The 16073-nt window shown below is 68.7% G+C and carries 17 protein-coding genes; 10 read left to right on the top strand and 7 right to left on the bottom strand.

What is annotated here, in order from left to right:
• Window positions 1-153: 153 nt before the first annotated feature.
• Window positions 154-1410 carry a molybdopterin molybdotransferase MoeA gene (locus tag ACYQ2W_RS15055; RefSeq protein ID WP_459868810.1) on the bottom strand — a complete coding sequence of 419 codons (1257 nt, stop codon included), beginning with the start codon at window positions 1408-1410 and terminating at the stop codon, window positions 154-156.
• A 151-nt stretch (window positions 1411-1561) separates the two neighbouring features.
• Here ACYQ2W_RS15055 and ACYQ2W_RS15050 point away from each other — a divergent pair, with 151 nt between their 5' ends.
• Complete coding sequence (locus ACYQ2W_RS15050; RefSeq protein ID WP_459868807.1) at window positions 1562-1762, top strand: SlyX family protein; 201 nt, start codon at window positions 1562-1564, stop codon at window positions 1760-1762.
• A 160-nt stretch (window positions 1763-1922) separates the two neighbouring features.
• Here ACYQ2W_RS15050 and ACYQ2W_RS15045 read toward each other — a convergent pair whose 3' ends face one another.
• Window positions 1923-2417, bottom strand: coding sequence for a YchJ family protein (locus ACYQ2W_RS15045; protein ID WP_459868804.1), 495 nt, complete (start codon window positions 2415-2417; stop codon window positions 1923-1925).
• 170 nt (window positions 2418-2587) lie between these two features.
• Here ACYQ2W_RS15045 and ACYQ2W_RS15040 point away from each other — a divergent pair, with 170 nt between their 5' ends.
• The gene (locus ACYQ2W_RS15040) at window positions 2588-2920 is read left to right on the top strand and encodes a TusE/DsrC/DsvC family sulfur relay protein (RefSeq protein WP_459868801.1); all 333 of its coding nucleotides are present in this window, start codon (window positions 2588-2590) and stop codon (window positions 2918-2920) included.
• A 384-nt stretch (window positions 2921-3304) separates the two neighbouring features.
• Here ACYQ2W_RS15040 and ACYQ2W_RS15035 read toward each other — a convergent pair whose 3' ends face one another.
• Window positions 3305-3775 (bottom strand): FKBP-type peptidyl-prolyl cis-trans isomerase, encoded by a 471-nt coding sequence (locus tag ACYQ2W_RS15035; protein ID WP_459868798.1) that lies wholly within the window; start codon window positions 3773-3775, stop codon window positions 3305-3307.
• Window positions 3776-3960: 185 nt separating this feature from the next.
• On the opposite strand from ACYQ2W_RS15035, the gene ACYQ2W_RS15030 reads away from it, so the two are divergent.
• Window positions 3961-4542 carry a hypothetical protein gene (locus tag ACYQ2W_RS15030; RefSeq protein ID WP_459868795.1) on the top strand — a complete coding sequence of 194 codons (582 nt, stop codon included), beginning with the start codon at window positions 3961-3963 and terminating at the stop codon, window positions 4540-4542.
• A 101-nt stretch (window positions 4543-4643) separates the two neighbouring features.
• Here ACYQ2W_RS15030 and ACYQ2W_RS15025 read toward each other — a convergent pair whose 3' ends face one another.
• Window positions 4644-4976: a hypothetical protein gene (locus ACYQ2W_RS15025; protein ID WP_459868792.1), complete on the bottom strand. Its 333-nt coding sequence runs from the start codon at window positions 4974-4976 to the stop codon at window positions 4644-4646.
• A gap of 172 nt (window positions 4977-5148) precedes the next feature.
• On the opposite strand from ACYQ2W_RS15025, the gene mnmA reads away from it, so the two are divergent.
• Both mnmA and hflD read left to right on the top strand, forming a co-directional pair.
• The gene (gene mnmA, locus ACYQ2W_RS15020) at window positions 5149-6240 is read left to right on the top strand and encodes a tRNA 2-thiouridine(34) synthase MnmA (protein WP_459868789.1); all 1092 of its coding nucleotides are present in this window, start codon (window positions 5149-5151) and stop codon (window positions 6238-6240) included.
• A gap of 45 nt (window positions 6241-6285) precedes the next feature.
• Window positions 6286-6915 carry a high frequency lysogenization protein HflD gene (hflD, locus tag ACYQ2W_RS15015; RefSeq protein WP_459868786.1) on the top strand — a complete coding sequence of 210 codons (630 nt, stop codon included), beginning with the start codon at window positions 6286-6288 and terminating at the stop codon, window positions 6913-6915.
• A 250-nt stretch (window positions 6916-7165) separates the two neighbouring features.
• Here the strand turns inward: hflD and acnB are convergent, their stop codons facing one another.
• From acnB to ACYQ2W_RS15000, 3 genes are all read right to left on the bottom strand, one after another.
• Entirely contained in the window at window positions 7166-9697 is a 2532-nt protein-coding gene (acnB, locus tag ACYQ2W_RS15010; protein WP_459868783.1) for a bifunctional aconitate hydratase 2/2-methylisocitrate dehydratase, read from the bottom strand.
• 174 nt (window positions 9698-9871) lie between these two features.
• Window positions 9872-10216, bottom strand: coding sequence for a PilZ domain-containing protein (locus ACYQ2W_RS15005; RefSeq protein WP_459868780.1), 345 nt, complete (start codon window positions 10214-10216; stop codon window positions 9872-9874).
• 319 nt (window positions 10217-10535) lie between these two features.
• Window positions 10536-11105: a Tll0287-like domain-containing protein gene (locus tag ACYQ2W_RS15000; protein WP_459868777.1), complete on the bottom strand. Its 570-nt coding sequence runs from the start codon at window positions 11103-11105 to the stop codon at window positions 10536-10538.
• Window positions 11106-11470: 365 nt separating this feature from the next.
• On the opposite strand from ACYQ2W_RS15000, the gene ACYQ2W_RS14995 reads away from it, so the two are divergent.
• The 5 genes from ACYQ2W_RS14995 to znuB all read left to right on the top strand — a co-directional run bounded on the left by ACYQ2W_RS14995 (window position 11471) and on the right by znuB (window position 15950).
• Entirely contained in the window at window positions 11471-12451 is a 981-nt protein-coding gene (locus tag ACYQ2W_RS14995) for a zinc ABC transporter substrate-binding protein (protein ID WP_459868774.1), read from the top strand.
• A gap of 26 nt (window positions 12452-12477) precedes the next feature.
• Entirely contained in the window at window positions 12478-13677 is a 1200-nt protein-coding gene (locus ACYQ2W_RS14990) for a hypothetical protein (protein ID WP_459868771.1), read from the top strand.
• 185 nt (window positions 13678-13862) lie between these two features.
• Window positions 13863-14351, top strand: coding sequence for a Fur family transcriptional regulator (locus ACYQ2W_RS14985; protein ID WP_459868768.1), 489 nt, complete (start codon window positions 13863-13865; stop codon window positions 14349-14351).
• The gene (gene znuC / locus ACYQ2W_RS14980; protein ID WP_459868765.1) at window positions 14348-15142 is read left to right on the top strand and encodes a zinc ABC transporter ATP-binding protein ZnuC; all 795 of its coding nucleotides are present in this window, start codon (window positions 14348-14350) and stop codon (window positions 15140-15142) included. Before ACYQ2W_RS14985 ends, znuC begins: the two co-directional genes overlap by 4 nt.
• Window positions 15135-15950: a zinc ABC transporter permease subunit ZnuB gene (gene znuB, locus ACYQ2W_RS14975; protein ID WP_459868762.1), complete on the top strand. Its 816-nt coding sequence runs from the start codon at window positions 15135-15137 to the stop codon at window positions 15948-15950. The genes znuC and znuB overlap by 8 nt, the downstream gene beginning before the upstream one ends.
• The last annotated feature ends 123 nt before the right edge of the window (window positions 15951-16073 follow it).

Genomic DNA, 16073 nt, shown 5'->3' with positions numbered 1-16073 from the left:
ACGCGGAGAACGCAAAGAAGACAAAGAAGTGCTTAGCAACTCGCGAGATGGGCGCTTGTCACAAACCACCCAGCCCTCGCCACACGTGCGATTGAAAAATCTCTGCGTTCTTTGCGTCTTTGCGTTCTCCGCGTTATTGGTGCCCAAGCTCGATCAGGACAACAAAGCGCTGAAGGGGAGGTAGTGGACGGTATCGCCGGGGGCGATGGTGACGCCCTCGGGGATGATCACCAGGCCGTCGGCCCAGCTGGTGGAGGTGAGCACGCCGGAGCCCTGGCGGGGATGGAGGGTCACCGCCGCCCCCGCCTGCAAGCGGGCGCGCAGGTATTCGGGCCGCTTGCCCGGCTTCGACCACTCGAAGGCGGCGGTGACCGGCAACGGGATCGGCAGCGCCTCCTGCGCCCCCATGCAGGCGAGCAGGAACGGACGGGCGAAGAGCAGGAAGGTGACGAAACTGGAGACCGGATTGCCGGGCAGGCCGATGAACGGCGTCGCCCCCTCCCCTTCGCCGAGCCGACCGAAGGCGAGCGGCTTGCCCGGCTTTACCGCGATGCGCCACAGGTCCAGCGCACCGAGGGACTCCACCGCCCCCTTCACATGATCCTCCTCCCCCACCGAGACGCCGCCGGAGGCGATCACCACGTCGGCCTCCCGGGCCGCCCGCGCCAGCGCCGCCCGGGTCCCGTCAAAGGTATCCTCCACGATCCCCAACTCCACCGGCTCGCAGCCCAACCCCTGCAGCAGGGCGAGGAGGAAGGTGTGGTTGGAGTTGTAGATCTGCCCCGGCCGCAACGGCTCGCCGGGGGAGGCCAGCTCGTCGCCGGTGGAGAGCAGCGCCACCCGCAGGCGGCGGTGGACGGAGAGTTCCGCCACCCCCACCGAGGCGGCCAGCCCCAGCTCCTGGGGGCGCAACCGCAGACCGGCCTGGAGGATCTCAGTACCGACGGCGATGTCCTCACCGGCGCGGCGAACGTTGCTCCCCGCCCGCGCCGCGCCGGCCTCGATCACCACCTTCTCGCCGCGCGGCGCGGTACGCTCCTGCATCACCACCGCGTCGGCGCCCGGCGGGATCGGCGCGCCGGTGAAGATCCGCGCCGCCTGCCCGCGCGCCAGCGGCTCGCCGGTGCGTCCGGCGGGGATGCGCTGGGTCACCGGCAGCACCGTGTCGCCCGCCGGCACCAGGTCGGCGCTGTGGATGGCGTAACCGTCCATGGCGCTGTTGTCGGCAGGGGGGACGGCGAGCGGCGAGGTAACCCCTTCGGCCAGCACCCGCCCCAGCGCCTCGTGCAGCGCCACCCGCTCGCACTCCGCCAACGGACACGCCCGCTCCAGCAGGAACGCCTGCGCCTGCTCCACCGAGATCAGGCCGGCATTCCGCTTCGGCGCGTCGTCACACCCGCATTCGCCCATCGTCCAGGCCCTCCAAGGGGGAAAGCGGCGCATTATCGCCCGTGGGGCGCAGCCGCACCAACCCGACATAGGGTAGCGGTATACCCGATGCCGCGACTTGACCGCCATCAGGAGTGCTATCCTTCGCGGCCGACCGATTGGGAGCAAACCCGTGGAAGACCGTCTGATCGAACTGGAGACCCGCATCGCCTTCCAGGAGGGGACCCTCCAGGAGCTCAACGAGGTGCTGATCGAGCAGCGCAACGAGATCGACCGCCTGCGCAGCGAGGTGGAGCGGCTGCAGGAGCGGGTCAAGGCCTTCGCCGCCTCCCCGGTCGAGGGCGGTAGGGAACCACCGCCGCCGCATTATTGAAGCGAGAGGAGCCGTAGGATGTGCCGGGACACGAGGCGCACCACACTCCAACCGGTGCGCCGCCTATCGTCGGCACACCCTACCCGGGATTTGCCCCTCCGCGTCTTTCGCGCGAGGCGTTGAATGCCGACAGGCGAGAGTGCAGAAAAACCGACGTCCCTCACGCCCCGCAACACTTCTTGTACTTCTTCCCGCTGCCGCACGGGCACGGCTCGTTGCGCCCGACCTTCGGCGCGTTGCGCTGCGGCGGCTCGCGCCCGTCCACGTAGTACCAGCGCCCATCCTGGCGAACGAACTGGCTGCGTTCGCGGATGCGGCTCGGCTTGCCGTCGAGGAGATAGTGGGCGATGAACTCCACCTCGCCGATCTCGTCCCCTTCCCCCCCGGCGGCGGTGTCCACCACCTCCAGGGTCGTCCACTCCACCTTGGCGCCGTCACCCGCGCGCAGCTCCGGCGGTCGCGTGGCGGGATGCCAACTCTCCTTCAGGTAGTCGAACGCCTCCCGCGCATAGGCGGTGAAGCGCGAGCGCATCAGCGTCTCCGCCGTCGCCGCCACCGCCTCCCCCGCCAGATAAGGGCCGCAACACTCCGCAAACCCCTTGCCGGAACCGCAGGGACACCCCTGCCCGTCAACCGCACGCTCGTCCATCACCATCGCTTATCACCTCGATCATCGATTCGAATCAATTCCACACAAAAACATTCGAGATTTTACTTGACCAAAAAAGTAGGATTTGTATACTGACCACACTTAAATCGATTCGCCCCGCCACGCCGACCGATCCGCGGGCGGGGCCGCAACCCGACATCATGAGGAGTTCGACGATGCAACTCGATATCGACGGCAAGACGATCAAACTGAGCGAGGCCGGCTGGCTGGAGAACCTGGACGAGTGGAGCGAGGCGGTGGCCGAAGGGATCGCCCACAACGAGAAGGTGGAGCTCACCGCGGAGCACTGGGACATCATCAACGAGGCCCGCGCCTACTTCCTGGCCAACCGGGTGGTCGCCGAACCCCGCGTCTTCTCCAAGCTGATGAAGCAGAAATACGGCACCGACCGTTCCTCCAGCAAATACATCTACGGCCTGTTCCCCTACGGTCTGATCAAGTCGGCCAACAAGATCGCCGGCCTGCCGCGCCCCAAGGGTTGCAGCTGAAGGGAAAGGCCGATTGCCAATCGGCCTTTCCCTCAACAAACCAGTTCAGTGCCTATTCGCCCGGCTTCGTGTCGGGCGTTTTTTTTCTGTAGGAGCGGCCCTTAGGGCCCGCGAAAGAATAACTTCCTGTTTTGGGGCGTCGAGAGGCCTCTCCGGCAAGACGCGCAAAGGGGCGCATACTCGTTGTATGCCGCGGCTTCCGCGTCCTGCTCGCGCCGCATACCTACTTCCCTGTAGGCAACCCTTTGCGCAAGGCCGCCGGGCGGAGTGGCTCGGCGTTCCAAAACAGGAAGTTATTCTTTCGCGGGCCCTTAGGCCGCGATGGCGCCCTTTCCGCTAACCGCCGTCGGTATCTTGGGCAACGACACTCCGAACCATCGCGGCCTAAGGGCCGCTCCTACCCGAAGTTCCCTCGGCGGCGGTCGCCATCTCGCCGATCTCCACCACCGTCACCTCGAAGGTGAGGGTGCGACCGGCCAGCGGGTGGTTGTGGTCGACCACGATGCGGCCGGGCTCCACCGCCACCACCCGGCTCACCTTGCGCCCGCCGTAGCCGTCCTCGGCGATCAGCGCCGCCCCCAGCCGATGGGCCTCGGCGGGGATCATCGCCGGGTCCACCTCGCGCACCGCCTCCTCCACCCGCTCGCCGTAGGCCTGCTCCGGCGGCAGCGTGACGCTGCGCGACTGCCCCGTCTCCAGCCCCACCAGGGCCAGCTCCAGGTTCCACGGCATCGCCCGCGCCAAGCCGCAGATCAGCCACAGCGGCTCGCCGGCGGGAGAGGCGTCCACCTCCTCGCCGCTCTCCAGCAACACCCGGTATTCGATCGCCACCCGGCGACCCAGCTCGACGCGCATCATGGGACTCCGATGGTTGAACGGTGGGAGGGGAAGGTAAAAGGTTGGCGGCCAAAGGTCAAAGGCCAAAGGGGGTACAATCCCGCCGCGCTGATGAAACGCGCCCCCCCCTCCCGACAAACGGCGGCGCGCGCCGCCCGCCAGGAAGGGCTTGAAAAATCCGCACATTTTTTGGGAAATCGACAATGCGAGCCGTGCTGTTGCTGATGATCGTCCTCTGGTCGGCCGGAACGGGGGCGGCGCCGTTGTTGTCGATCTGTTACGGAGCGGGGTGTGTGAAGACCGCAGCACTGCCGCTGGACGAGGCGCAGTGGCGGCAGGTCGCCAAGCTGTTCGAGCCCTACCCCGAGAGCGCCGCCGAGGAGCGGGTACGCATCGCCCGGGCCATCGCCACGCTGGAGCGGCTGAGCGGCGAGCTGTCGGGCGTCACCCATCTCGACCGCGGCGGCAACAGCGTCGGCGCCGGACAGCCCGGCCAGCTCGACTGCCGGGACGAATCGATCAACACCACCACCTACCTGCGCATCCTCAAGCGCGAGGGGCTGCTCTACCACCACAACGTCCTGGAGCGCCGCATGCGCGAGCATGTCGCCGGCATCGGTGCCCACTGGACCGCGGTACTGGAGGAGCGCGAGAGCGGCGCCCGCTTCGCCGTCGACTCCTGGTTCCGCGACAACGGCGAAGAGCCGATCATCATCCCCTTGCAGCAGTGGCTCGACTTCGACGAGGAGATCGAGCCGCCGCCGATCGAGATCGAGGGGTGGTGAGTCGGGTGACAGGTGACAGGTGAAGGATGTTGAAACCGGATTAGCCGTCGACCCCTTTCCCGCCATCCGGGACATCATCACCGTTTTGAGGAAACCCGGATTCACTCGACGAATTCGTTGACGACGCGGTACTTCGACTTCAACCGATCGATATGCTCGTCGTAGGACCTCATCTTGACCATCGATCTGAGGATGAGATAGACGCCGAACGCCAACAGACCGAGATTGAGCACCCCCAGCGGGATCAGCAGGTGCAGCACACTCGGGACATCGTAATATTTCGAGGTCGCGATCAAGATGCTGATCACCGACGAAGGCAGGGCCAACACCGCGATCCCCGTCCGCATCACCGCCAGGGAGGTGCGCTTCTCCGCCAACAGGAGCTGCACTTCGTTGATCGCGATCGAACCGCCGCCGGCAGCATCTGTATCCATCGATTCCACCCTCCCGGCCACACTTGGCCCGCCCGACTATCCCAAAGCTCCGCGAATCGGTCAATTTCCCCGATGACCACTCGTCGCCGGGGCTATCACCCCGAACACGGGAAGGCCGCCCCCAAACCCTGATAAAATGGTTGCCCCATCGGCCACTCCCACGACTTCACCCATGCCCCCCATCGTCATCGGCCTTTCCGGAGGCGTCGACTCCGCCGTCGCCGCGCTACGCCTGATCGAGGCGGGCCACCGGGTGGAGGGACTGTTCATGAAGAATTGGGAAGAGGACGACGCCGACGGCCACTGCTCCGCCGAGGAGGATCTGCGCGACGCCCGCCAGGTGGCCGACACCCTCGGCATCCCGCTGCACACCGTCAACTTCTCCGCCGAGTACTGGGAACGGGTCTTCGAGTACTTCCTCGCCGAATATCGCGCCGGTCGCACCCCCAACCCCGACGTGCTGTGCAACCGCGAGATCAAATTCAAGGCGTTCCTCGACCACGCCCTCGCCCTCGGCGCCGAGGCGATCGCCACCGGCCACTACGCCCGCAGCGACACCGTCGACGGTCGCCACCGGCTGCTCAAGGGGCGCGATCCGACCAAGGACCAGAGCTACTTCCTCCACCTGCTCGACCAGCACCAGCTGGCCCACGCCCGCTTCCCCCTCGGCGAGCTGGAGAAAGGGGAGGTGCGCCGCATCGCCGCCGCCGCCGGCTTCGCCAACGCGGCGAAAAAGGACAGCACCGGCATCTGCTTCATCGGCGAGCGCCCGTTCCGCGAATTTCTCGGCCGCTACCTCCCCGCCCAGCCGGGCGACATCGAGACCCCGGAGGGAGAGGTGATCGGCCGCCACCACGGCCTGATGCACTACACCCTCGGCCAGCGCCGGGGGCTCGGTATCGGCGGCCGGCGCGACGCCGGCGAGGAGCCGTGGTTCGCCGCCCGCAAGGAGCTCGCGCGCAACGTGCTGATCGCGGTCCAGGGCCACGACCACCCGCTGCTCCTCACCCACGCCCTGGAGGCGGGCCAGCTCCACTGGATCGCCGGCCGAGCCCCCGCGGCGCCCTTCACCTGCCACGCCAAGGTGCGCTATCGTCAGCAGGAGCAGCCCTGCGTCATCGAGAAGATCGATGCTGATGGCGGGCGCGCCCGTGTCCACTTCCCCCAGGCGCAGCGCGCCGTCACCCCCGGCCAGTCGGTGGTCTTCTACCAGGGAGAGGCGTGTCTCGGCGGCGGGGTGATCGAAGCGGCCTTCGACGAGTAGAATCGGGACTTCGCCTTCAGCCCAGCCCACGCCCATCGCCACACCATGCCGAATCCGCTCACCAACCGCGTCATCCCCCTCGCCGCCGCCATCCAGGCGGCCCAGCTCGCCAAGCAGGTGGCCTATCACGGCAGCTGCGACAACACCGCCGCCGAGGCCACCGTGGGCAGCCTGTTCCGTCTCGACGAAGGGGACGTGGCCGCGGTCTACGGCGGCGAGTCGGGGGTCGCCGAAGGGCTGCGCCACCTGCGGCGGATGCTCGCCGGGCAAAACGTCCCACGCGATCCGGAGATCACCAAATACCTGGTGGGGATGCTCCACCTGGAGCGCAAGCTGGCCAACAACCGGCAGATACTCACCACCCTGCGCGACGGCATCGACAACGCCCGCAGCCAGGCCGAGCACTTCTCGCTGCTCCACGTCAACGTCCTCGCCAACCTCTCGGACCTCTACCAGCGCACCATCAGCACCCTCGGCCCGCGGATCATGATCGCCGGCGACCCCCAGCGCCTCAACGACAAGGCCAACCAGGACCGGATCCGCGCCCTGCTGCTCGCCGGCATCCGCTCCGCCATGCTCTGGCGCCACCACGGCGGCTCCAAATGGCAACTGCTGTTCCAGCGCCGCCGCATCCTCGAAGAGACCGACCGCATCCTGGGCCGGATTCCTGCGTGATCCTTTCCGGCGCTCGTGAATAACGCAGAGGACGCAAAGACGCAGAGAGCGCAGAGAAAGACAAGGAAAAAAAGCGTCGGGCGGACCAAAGGACGAGACGAGCGGCTCCCAGCGGCATGACCCATCTCAGCGTTCGGTTCGACCTCTACCGCCACCCGACAGCCTGCCCACACCAAGCTCGCCCCCTTCTTCTCCGCGTTCTCTGCGTCTCTGCGTCCTCCGCGTTGCTCACGAGCGCCGAAACGGAGCCTTACCCCGCGTCGCGGTACTCCTCCATCTCGTGGAAGTTGAGATAGCGGTAGATCCGCCCGGCCTCCTCGGCCACCCCGGCCACCGCCGCCATGTACTCCTCCACCGTGGGGATACGCTTGAGCTTCGCCGCCACCGCCGCCACCTCCGCCGATGCGAGGTAGACCTGCGCCCCCTTGCCGAGGCGGTTGGGGAAGTTGCGGGTGGAGGTGGAGACCACCGTCGCCCCGTCGGCCACCCGCGCCTGGTTGCCCATGCACAGCGAGCAGCCGGGCATCTCCATGCGCGCCCCGGCGCGGCCGAAGGTGGCGTAGAGCCCCTCCTCGGTCAGCTCCTTCTCGTCCATCCGCGTCGGCGGCGCCATCCACAGCCGGGTGGGGACATTGGCGGTGGACTCCAGCACCTTGCCGGCGGCGCGGTAGTGGCCGATGTTGGTCATGCACGAGCCGATGAACACCTCGTCCACCGCGGTGCCTGCGACCGCCGAGAGCGGCTTCACGTCGTCCGGGTCGTTGGGGCAGGCGAGGATCGGCTCGCGGATCTGCGCCAGGTCGATCTCGATCACCGCCGCGTACTCGGCGTCCGCATCGGCGGCCAGCAGTTGAGGCGCGGCGAGCCACGCCTCCATCGCCTCGATCCGCCGTTGCAGGGTCCCTGCATCGCCGTAGCCGTCGGCGATCATCCGCCGCAGCAGGGCTACGTTGGAGTGCAGGTACTCGGCCACCGGCGCCTCGTCCAGGTGCACGGTACAGGCCGCCGCCGAGCGCTCGGCAGAGGCGTCGGCCAGCTCGAAGGCCTGCTCCACCTTGAGGTGTGGCAGCCCCTCGATCTCCAGGATGCGCCCGGAGAAGACGTTCTGCTTGCCCTGCTTCTCGACGGTCAGCAATCCCTCCTGGATCGCCACGTAGGGGATCGCGTTGACCAGGTCGCGCAGGGTCACGCCGGGCTGCATCTCACCGGTGAAGCGCACCAGCACCGACTCCGGCATGTCCAGCGGGAAGACCCCCAGGGCCGCGGCGAAGGCGACCAGCCCGGAGCCGGCCGGGAAGCTGATGCCGATGGGGAAGCGGGTGTGCGAATCGCCGCCGGTGCCGACGGTGTCGGGCAGCAGCATGCGATTCATCCACGAGTGGATCACCCCGTCGCCGGGGCGTAGGCTGACCCCGCCGCGGTCGCGGACGAAGTCGGGCAGGTGGTGCTGGAGCTGGATGTCCACCGGCTTCGGGTAGGCCGCGGTGTGGCAGAACGACTGCATCACCAGCTCGGACGAGAAGTGCAGGCAGGCCAGCTCCTTCAACTCGTCGCGGGTCATCCCGCCGGTGGTGTCCTGGGAGCCGACGGTGGTCGCCTTCGGCTCGCAGTAGGCACCGGGGCGCACCCCCGGCAGACCGCAGGCGCGCCCCACCATCTTCTGCGCCAGGGTGTAGCCCTTACCGCTGTCGGCGGGCTGGGCGGGGGTGGCGAAGAGGGTGGAGGGGGGGTGACCGAGGGTGTCACGGACGTTGTTGGTCAGCGTGCGGCCGATGATCAGCGGGATGCGCCCGCCGGCGCGCACCTCGTCGAACAGGGTCGCCGGGCGCAGCTCGAACTCGGCCAGGGTCTCGTCGGCGGCGTTCACGATGCGCCCCTCGTAGGGGAGGATGCGGATCACATCGCCGGTCTCCAGCCGCGAGACGTCGCACTCGATCGGCAGCGCCCCGGAGTCCTCGGCAGTGTTGAAAAAGATCGGCGCGATCTTGCCGCCGATCACCACCCCGCCCTGGCGCTTGTTGGGCACGTGCGGGATGTCCTCACCGATGTGCCAGAGCACCGAGTTGATCGCCGACTTGCGCGACGAGCCGGTGCCCACTACGTCGCCGACGAAGGCCACCGGGTGGCCCTTCTCCTTCAACTCGGCGATGGTCGCCAGTCCCTCGGGCATCTTGCTCACCAGCATCGACTGGGCGTGCAGCGGGATGTCGGGCCGGCTCCACGCCTCGGAGGCGGGCGAGAGATCGTCGGTGTTGGTCTCGCCGGGCACCTTGAAGACGGTGACGGTGAGCTCCTCCGGCAGCACCGGGCGGGCGGTGAACCACTCGGCCCCGGCCCAGCTCTCCACCACGTCCTTGGCCCAGTTGTTGGTCTTCGCCTTGTGGATCACCTCATGGTAGGCATCGAACACCAGCAGGGTGCGCTTCAGCGCCTCGGCGGCGATCGGGGCGAGGTCCTCGTCGTCGAGCAGCTCGATCAGCGGCTGCAGGTTGTAGCCGCCGAGCATGGTGCCGAGCAGCTCCACCGCGTGCTTGGCGCCGATCAGCGGCGAGTGGCGCTCGCCGCGGGCCAACGCGGTGAGGAACGCCGCCTTCACCTCGGCGGCGCCATCCACCCCCGGCGGCACCCGCTCGGTGAGCAGCGCCACCAGGCCCTCCCCCTCGCCCGCGGGCGGTTGCTCCAGCAGCGCCACCAGTTCGGTGACCTGCGAGACGTTCAGCGGCAGCGGCGGCAGGCCCTGGGCGGCCCGCTCCTCCAGATGGGTGCGATAGGCATCGAGCACGGGAGAGTTCCTCAACGGCAGCGGCGCGACCGGAGGCCGGTCGGCGGGAAAAAGTAGCGGGGACGGGTGGATTGACGACGCGGCCCCGCGCCAAGATTAGCGCCTCCGGGGGCAATGAAAAACCACCGTTTTAGTCTGGAAGCGGGGCAAACGGCGGGAACGGGGGCGATCCGCTCAGTCGTTGAAGCCCATGTCGCTGATCAGGTCCTGCAGCGGGAAGAGGAGATCGTTGGCGGCATCCACCAGCTGGAAGCCGGTATCGTAGAACTCGGGGTTGACGTCGTTGTTTGACCAGCGGCTAACCGCCCGCAGGCGGATCTCCCGGGGGACGCCGTCATCATCGTCCCACTGGATCTCCAGGGCGAACTCCCTGCCCACCTCCAGCGGGCGGTCGCCGACCAGGAGGAAGCCGCCGGTGGTCAGGTCGGCCAGATGGCCCAGCAGCTCACCCTCCTCCACGTCCCACACCCTGAGGTAGTAGATCAGGTGGTGCCGCCTGTCGTCCCGCCGTTCGTCCATCCCCGTCTCCCCGATTCTCGTTCGCCTCGGGGAACATATAGCACAGGTGCCAGGAAGAGGAGGAGAAGGACGCCCGCCACCAAGCCGCCCGCCAATCGAAGCCACCCCTGGTTACCACGCACCACCCCTGGTTACCACGCTCTGCGTGGTAACCCCGGCCTCCACGTCACCGAGGCCTCGCCCCTGGACGCTCCGCGTCGGCTGCCACCGCCCGACGAAAGCACCGAGCCCGCGGCAGGACGCGGAGCGTCCAAGGTCTCCGGTTACGACGCAGAGCGTCATAACCAGGGTACGTTCAGGCCGACGGGCACCCGCCCCGCTACATCGGCTGGGAAATGGTAAACGCCCCGCGGATATCCCCCGCGTGATAACCGCGGGCCTGATCCTGGGGATAGAGTTCGTCGAGCTTCGCCGCCACCGCCGGCTTGAGGTTCTCGCCGTGGCATGCCAGGCACGGCTTCTCGGCGGTGGGGATCGCCTTCATGAAGCGGAACACCTTCTGCCCGTCCTGCTCCACCACCTCGGCATAGGCCATGGTCTTGGGGTCCTCGCCGGCCGCCTTGCGCGCCTCGAACTTCTCCAGCACCGAGCGCTCCCAGGCGTCGGGGGCGTTGGCCGGGTTGCGCAGCTTGAGGCTGGTACGCCCCACCTTCCACCCCTTCTCCACGGAGATCTGGTGGGCGATGCCGGGGGCCTTGGCGCTGCACACGCCGATGGCGTTGACCGGGCCACCCTCCTTCATCGCCTTCATCAGCTCACCCTTCAGCTCGCCGAAGAACTGCTGCACCGCCGCCTTGGAGGCGGCAGTGCGCTCGGCCATCTCATCGGCCATGGCCGGCAGCGCCAGCGCCATCGAGCCGGCCAGGAGAGTCATCGCGAATCGTTTCATGGTGGTTCCTCAGATTGGGTTTGAATTCGAACGACGGATCACAAAGGAGGCGAACGACGCCTCATAAGCGGAGCCATTGTTGCAACGGCCTCCTCCTCGCACCAGTGACAATATCACCCACAACCCCTGGAAATTTCAACGAAAACATGCCATTAAAACCCTATCCGCGGGTGATCACCCGCGCCGCCGCCTTCGACGCCGGGGTGAGCGACGACGACGGGCGCTGCATCCACTTCGCGCAACAGGTAACGATCCGATGCCCCGCCGCCACCTCCGCAACTGCTCACCGTTCCCGCGGGCCTTCCTTGACCGCAAAGCGTTATGTTATAACATCTTTCAGCACTCACTGATTCGAGGATCCTGACATGCCCGCCCCGACCCACTCCCCCGTCCGTTCCCCGTGGTGGCGACTCGGCGCCCTGCTCACGCTGTTCGCCCTGCCCCTCTCCGGCACCGCCGCCCCCGGCGTGGTAGCCACCATCCAACCCATCCACTCGCTGGTCGCCGGGGTGATGGAAGGGATCGGCGAGCCGTCGCTGCTGATCCACGGCAACGAATCCCCGCACACCTTCTCCCTGCGCCCCTCCGATGCCCGCCAGCTGCACGCCGCCAAGCTGGTGGTGTGGGTCGACGAGGGGCTGGAGACCCCGCTGGCCCACACCCTGGAGTCACTCGACGACGGCGTGCGCGTGCTGACCCTCTCCGCGGTGGAGGGCATGGAGCTGCTGCCGGTGCGCGAAGGGGGGGCGTGGGAGGCCCACGACCACGGGGATGGTGAGCACCAGGCTGAGGAGCACGCAGTGGGTGACGAGGAGGCGGAACATCACCACCACCGCGATCTCCACCTGTGGCTCTCCCCGCGCAACGCCGGCCGCGTGGTGCGCGCCACCCTGGAGGCGTTGAGCGACCTCGATCCGGCCAACGCCGAACGCTACCGCGCCAACGCCCAGCGGCAGTTGCAGCGCCTGCGCGACCTCGACCGCCGGCTCGCCGAGCGCACCGCCCCGGTGCGCGAGCGCCCCTACATCGTCTTCCACGACGCCTATCAGCTGTTTGAGAAACGCTACCACCTCAACGCCGTCGGTTCGGTCACCCTCAGCCCGGAGCGCGCCCCCGGCGCCCGGCGCGTCCATCAGCTGCGCGGCAAGATCCGCGACCTGGGCGTGCGCTGCGTCTTCGCCGAGCCACAGTTCGAACCCAAGCTGGTGCGCACCCTGATCGAGGGGAGCGGCGCCCGCGCCGGCGTCCTCGACCCCCTCGGCGCCACCCTGCCCGCGGGACCCGACGCCTACTTCCGATTGATGAACGCCCTGGCCGACTCCCTGGTCGGCTGCCTGGGTGAGTAATCCCCCCCGTTCGAGCGAGTTTCAAGATGACCCAACGCCACCTGCCCCTCCCCCTGCTGCTGTGTGCCGCGAGCCTGCCCCTCGGCGCGGCGGCCGCCGGCCACGAACATGACCACGACCACGCCGCGCCGACCCACTTCCCCGCGCTCACCGGCCACCTCGACGTGGTCCAGCACCTGGACCGGGTGATCGATGCCGACGACGCAGACGCCGAGATCGACGAGGCCTACCTCCACGCCCACCTCGGCCTCGCCCTCCACTTCAATCCGCGCCTCACCCTCAACGGCTCGCTGAAGATCGAAGGCCACCCCGCCGGCGCCCACCACCACGATCACGGCCACGCGGAAGAGGAGGGAGAGGAGGACCACGAGGATCACGACGAGCCCCTCACCACCGGCGACCGCTGGTGGGAGGAGCACGAGGGGCGCGTGGAGCAGCTGAACCTGCGCTACCAGGGGGATGACTTCCACCTGCTGGCCGGCAAGTTCAACCCGGTGGTCGGCCTCGACGGCCACGACGCCCCCGGCCTGTGGGGCTACCAGATCTTCGAGTCCTACGAGATCAGCGGCCGCGTCGGCCTCGGCGGCGGCATCGCCTTCGACGCCGGCGACCGCGGCCGCCACCGCCTGGAGGCGAGCCTGTTCCGCGCCGACACCAGCTTCCTGAGCAACACCTGGATCACCCGCGAGGCGTCGCTGGACGCGGAGGACGGCGGCGTCGCCAACACCGACGGCCTCGACTCCTGGGCGCTCTCGCTGAGCGGCAACGGCTTCTACTCCTATGACCTGGGCAGCGCCTGGGTGGAGGGGCTCTCCTACCGCGCCGGCCTCGCCCGCCAAGCCGCCGGCGTGGACGGTGAAAAGGACGAGCAGCGCTGGTCCATCGCCCTCCAGCAGCGCTTCTCCGGCGGCGGCTGGGGCGGACGCCTGATCGCCGAACACATGGCCATCGACCACCTCGGCGGCGAGGCGGCGCACGACCGCGACCACACCACCCTCGGCCTCGAGCTGGAACGCGGGCGCTGGATCCTCGGCGGCACCTACACCTACGTCGACAACCGCGCAGCCGAGGCGGACGAGAGCGTCGATGGCCACGTCGGCCAACTCTCCGTCGGCTACCGGCTGCGCCGCGGGGTGACCCTGGAGAGCGGCCTGATGGACGACGACCGCGACGGCGAATCGCGCACCCGGATCGGGCTGGCGGTACGCATCGACAGCCACTTCTGAGCCGCCGCCGATGCCCCGCGCCACCGAACCGACACCCGCCGCGCCGCCCCATGTGTAGACCGGCGCGGACGCCCGGGGACTGTCTTCCTTAGGAGCCTGTCGGAGCATGGATGAATCGGCCGCGAAAGCGGGATGACGGCACCGTTTGGAGTTACCATCGTCGCCATCGATCCACGGAGCGCCTGATGAGCCCGACCGAATTCCCCGCCACCGGCCACGACCACCACGCCTGCGTCGATGACGCCCTGCGCGAGGCCGAGGCCCACTGCCGCCGCCACGGCCTGCGGCTCACCGAACTGCGCCGCCGGGTGCTCGAACTGGTGTGGGCCAGCCACCGGCCGGTGGGGGCCTATACGGTGCTCGAACGCCTCGCCGAGGAGGGGCGCAAGGGGGCCCCGCCCACCGTCTACCGCTCCCTCGAGTTCCTGCTGGAGCACCACCTGATCCACCGCATCGCCTCGCTCAACGCCTACGTCGGCTGCAACCACCCCGGCGGCGCCCACGACGCCCACTTCTTCATCTGCCGCGGCTGCGGCGAGGCGGCCGAGCTGGCCGATCCGGTGATCGACGGCGCCATCGACGAGGCCGCCGCCCGCCTCGGCTTCCGCGCCGAGCAGCGCACCCTGGAGGTGAGCGGACTGTGCGCCCGCTGCGCCGGCGAGGCGCCGGCGTGAGCGACGAACCGCTGATCGACGCCGCGGGGTTGCGCCTGCGGATCAACGGCCGGGAGGTGCTGGAGGGGGTGGACCTGCGGGTGGAGCGCGGCGAGATCGTCACTCTGATCGGCCCCAACGGCGCCGGCAAGACCACCCTGGTGCGGATCGTCCTCGGCCTGCTCCAGGCGGACGGCGGCCGGGTGCGGCGGGCGCCCAACCTGCGCGTCGGCTACATGCCGCAGCGCCTCGCCCTCTCCGAGAACCTGCCGCTCACCGCGCGCCGCTTCCTCACCCTCACCGACGGCTGCCAGCCGCAGCGGCTGGCCGAAGTGAGTGCCGAAGTCGGCATCGGCCACCTCCTCGACCAGCCGATGCAGGGCCTCTCCGGCGGCGAGACCCAGCGGGTGCTGCTCGGTCGCGCACTGCTCCGCGAACCGGAACTGCTGGTGCTCGACGAACCGGTGCAGGGGGTCGACGTCACCGGCCAGAGCGAGCTCTACGCGCTGATCGGACGCATCCGCGACCGCCACCGCTGCGGCGTGCTGATGGTCTCCCACGACCTCCACCTGGTGATGGCCGCCACCGACCGGGTGCTCTGCCTCAACCGCCACGTCTGCTGCTCCGGCCACCCCGAGGCGGTGAGCCGCCACCCCGCCTACCTGGAGCTGTTCGGCGCCCGGGCCAGCGCGCGCCTGGCGGTCTACACCCACCACCACAACCACACCCACGACATCCACGGCAACATCGTGGACGACAACGGGAAAAGCCGCGAGCAGCCCACGCCCCACCCGGAACACGACCATGGATGAGAGCCTGCTCAACCCCTTCAACTGGGACCGCTTCCTGTGGCTGGCGCTGGGCGCCGGCCTCGGCACCGCCGTGGTCGCCGCACCGCTGGGCGCCTTCGTGGTGTGGCGGCGGATGGCCTACTTCGGTGACACCCTCGCCCACTCCGCGCTGCTCGGCGTGGCGCTCGGCTTCCTCCTCGGCCTCGACCTCAACCTGGCGGTGATCGCCGTCGCCATCGCCATCGCCCTGCTGCTGCTCGCCCTGGAGCGGCGCCGGCTGCTCGCCACCGACACCCTGCTCGGCATCCTCTCGCACAGCGCGCTGTCGGTCGGCCTGGTGGTGATCGCCTTCCTCGAAGGGATCCGGGTCGACCTCACCGGCTATCTCTTCGGCGACATCCTCGCCGTCACTCCCACCGACCTCGCCTGGGTGTGGGGCGGCGGGCTGCTGGTGCTGGCGCTGCTCGCCGCCATCTGGCGCCCGCTGCTCGCCCTCACCGTCCACGAGGAGCTGGCGCGGGTCGAGGGGGTGCCGGTGGAGCGGGTGCGCATCCTCTTCCTGCTGATGATCGCGGTGGTGATCGCCGTCTCCATGAAGATCGTCGGCGTGCTGCTGATCACCTCCTTGATGATCATCCCCGCCGCCACCGCCCGCCGGCTCAGCCGCACCCCCGAAGGGATGGCCCTCACCGCCGCCGCCCTCGGCGCCCTCGCGGTCCTCGGCGGGCTGGCCGCCTCCTGGCAGTGGGACACCCCCGCCGGCCCCTCGGTGGTAGTCACCGCCGCGCTGCTCTTCACCCTCACCCAGCTCGTCCCCGCCAAGCGCTAGCACGGCACTACCTGCAAAACCGCCACCGGTGAATCGATGGGCAACCGTAGGTCGGCGATACTTCGCCGACGCAAACGGGGGCACCACCCTTCACCGTTTCCGCCGCGCCTTCCGAACAGCACG

The sequence above is a fragment of the Endothiovibrio diazotrophicus genome, assembly GCF_054657215.1.
This window is presented reverse-complemented; position numbering and strand designations above follow the sequence as displayed.

Bases quoted from the DNA above. Each gene is read 5' to 3' on its own strand.
- ACYQ2W_RS15055 (WP_459868810.1), bottom strand. From the start codon at position 1,410: ATGGGCGAATGCGGGTGTGACGACGCGCCGAAGCGGAATGCCGGCCTG.
- ACYQ2W_RS15045 (WP_459868804.1), bottom strand. From the start codon at position 2,417: ATGGTGATGGACGAGCGTGCGGTTGACGGGCAGGGGTGTCCCTGCGGT.
- ACYQ2W_RS15040 (WP_459868801.1), top strand. From the start codon at position 2,588: ATGCAACTCGATATCGACGGCAAGACGATCAAACTGAGCGAGGCCGGC.
- ACYQ2W_RS15035 (WP_459868798.1), bottom strand. From the start codon at position 3,775: ATGCGCGTCGAGCTGGGTCGCCGGGTGGCGATCGAATACCGGGTGTTG.
- ACYQ2W_RS15030 (WP_459868795.1), top strand. From the start codon at position 3,961: ATGCGAGCCGTGCTGTTGCTGATGATCGTCCTCTGGTCGGCCGGAACG.
- ACYQ2W_RS15025 (WP_459868792.1), bottom strand. From the start codon at position 4,976: ATGGATACAGATGCTGCCGGCGGCGGTTCGATCGCGATCAACGAAGTG.
- mnmA (WP_459868789.1), top strand. From the start codon at position 5,149: ATGCCCCCCATCGTCATCGGCCTTTCCGGAGGCGTCGACTCCGCCGTC.
- hflD (WP_459868786.1), top strand. From the start codon at position 6,286: ATGCCGAATCCGCTCACCAACCGCGTCATCCCCCTCGCCGCCGCCATC.
- ACYQ2W_RS15005 (WP_459868780.1), bottom strand. From the start codon at position 10,216: ATGGACGAACGGCGGGACGACAGGCGGCACCACCTGATCTACTACCTC.
- ACYQ2W_RS15000 (WP_459868777.1), bottom strand. From the start codon at position 11,105: ATGAAACGATTCGCGATGACTCTCCTGGCCGGCTCGATGGCGCTGGCG.
- ACYQ2W_RS14995 (WP_459868774.1), top strand. From the start codon at position 11,471: ATGCCCGCCCCGACCCACTCCCCCGTCCGTTCCCCGTGGTGGCGACTC.
- ACYQ2W_RS14990 (WP_459868771.1), top strand. From the start codon at position 12,478: ATGACCCAACGCCACCTGCCCCTCCCCCTGCTGCTGTGTGCCGCGAGC.
- ACYQ2W_RS14985 (WP_459868768.1), top strand. From the start codon at position 13,863: ATGAGCCCGACCGAATTCCCCGCCACCGGCCACGACCACCACGCCTGC.
- znuB (WP_459868762.1), top strand. From the start codon at position 15,135: ATGGATGAGAGCCTGCTCAACCCCTTCAACTGGGACCGCTTCCTGTGG.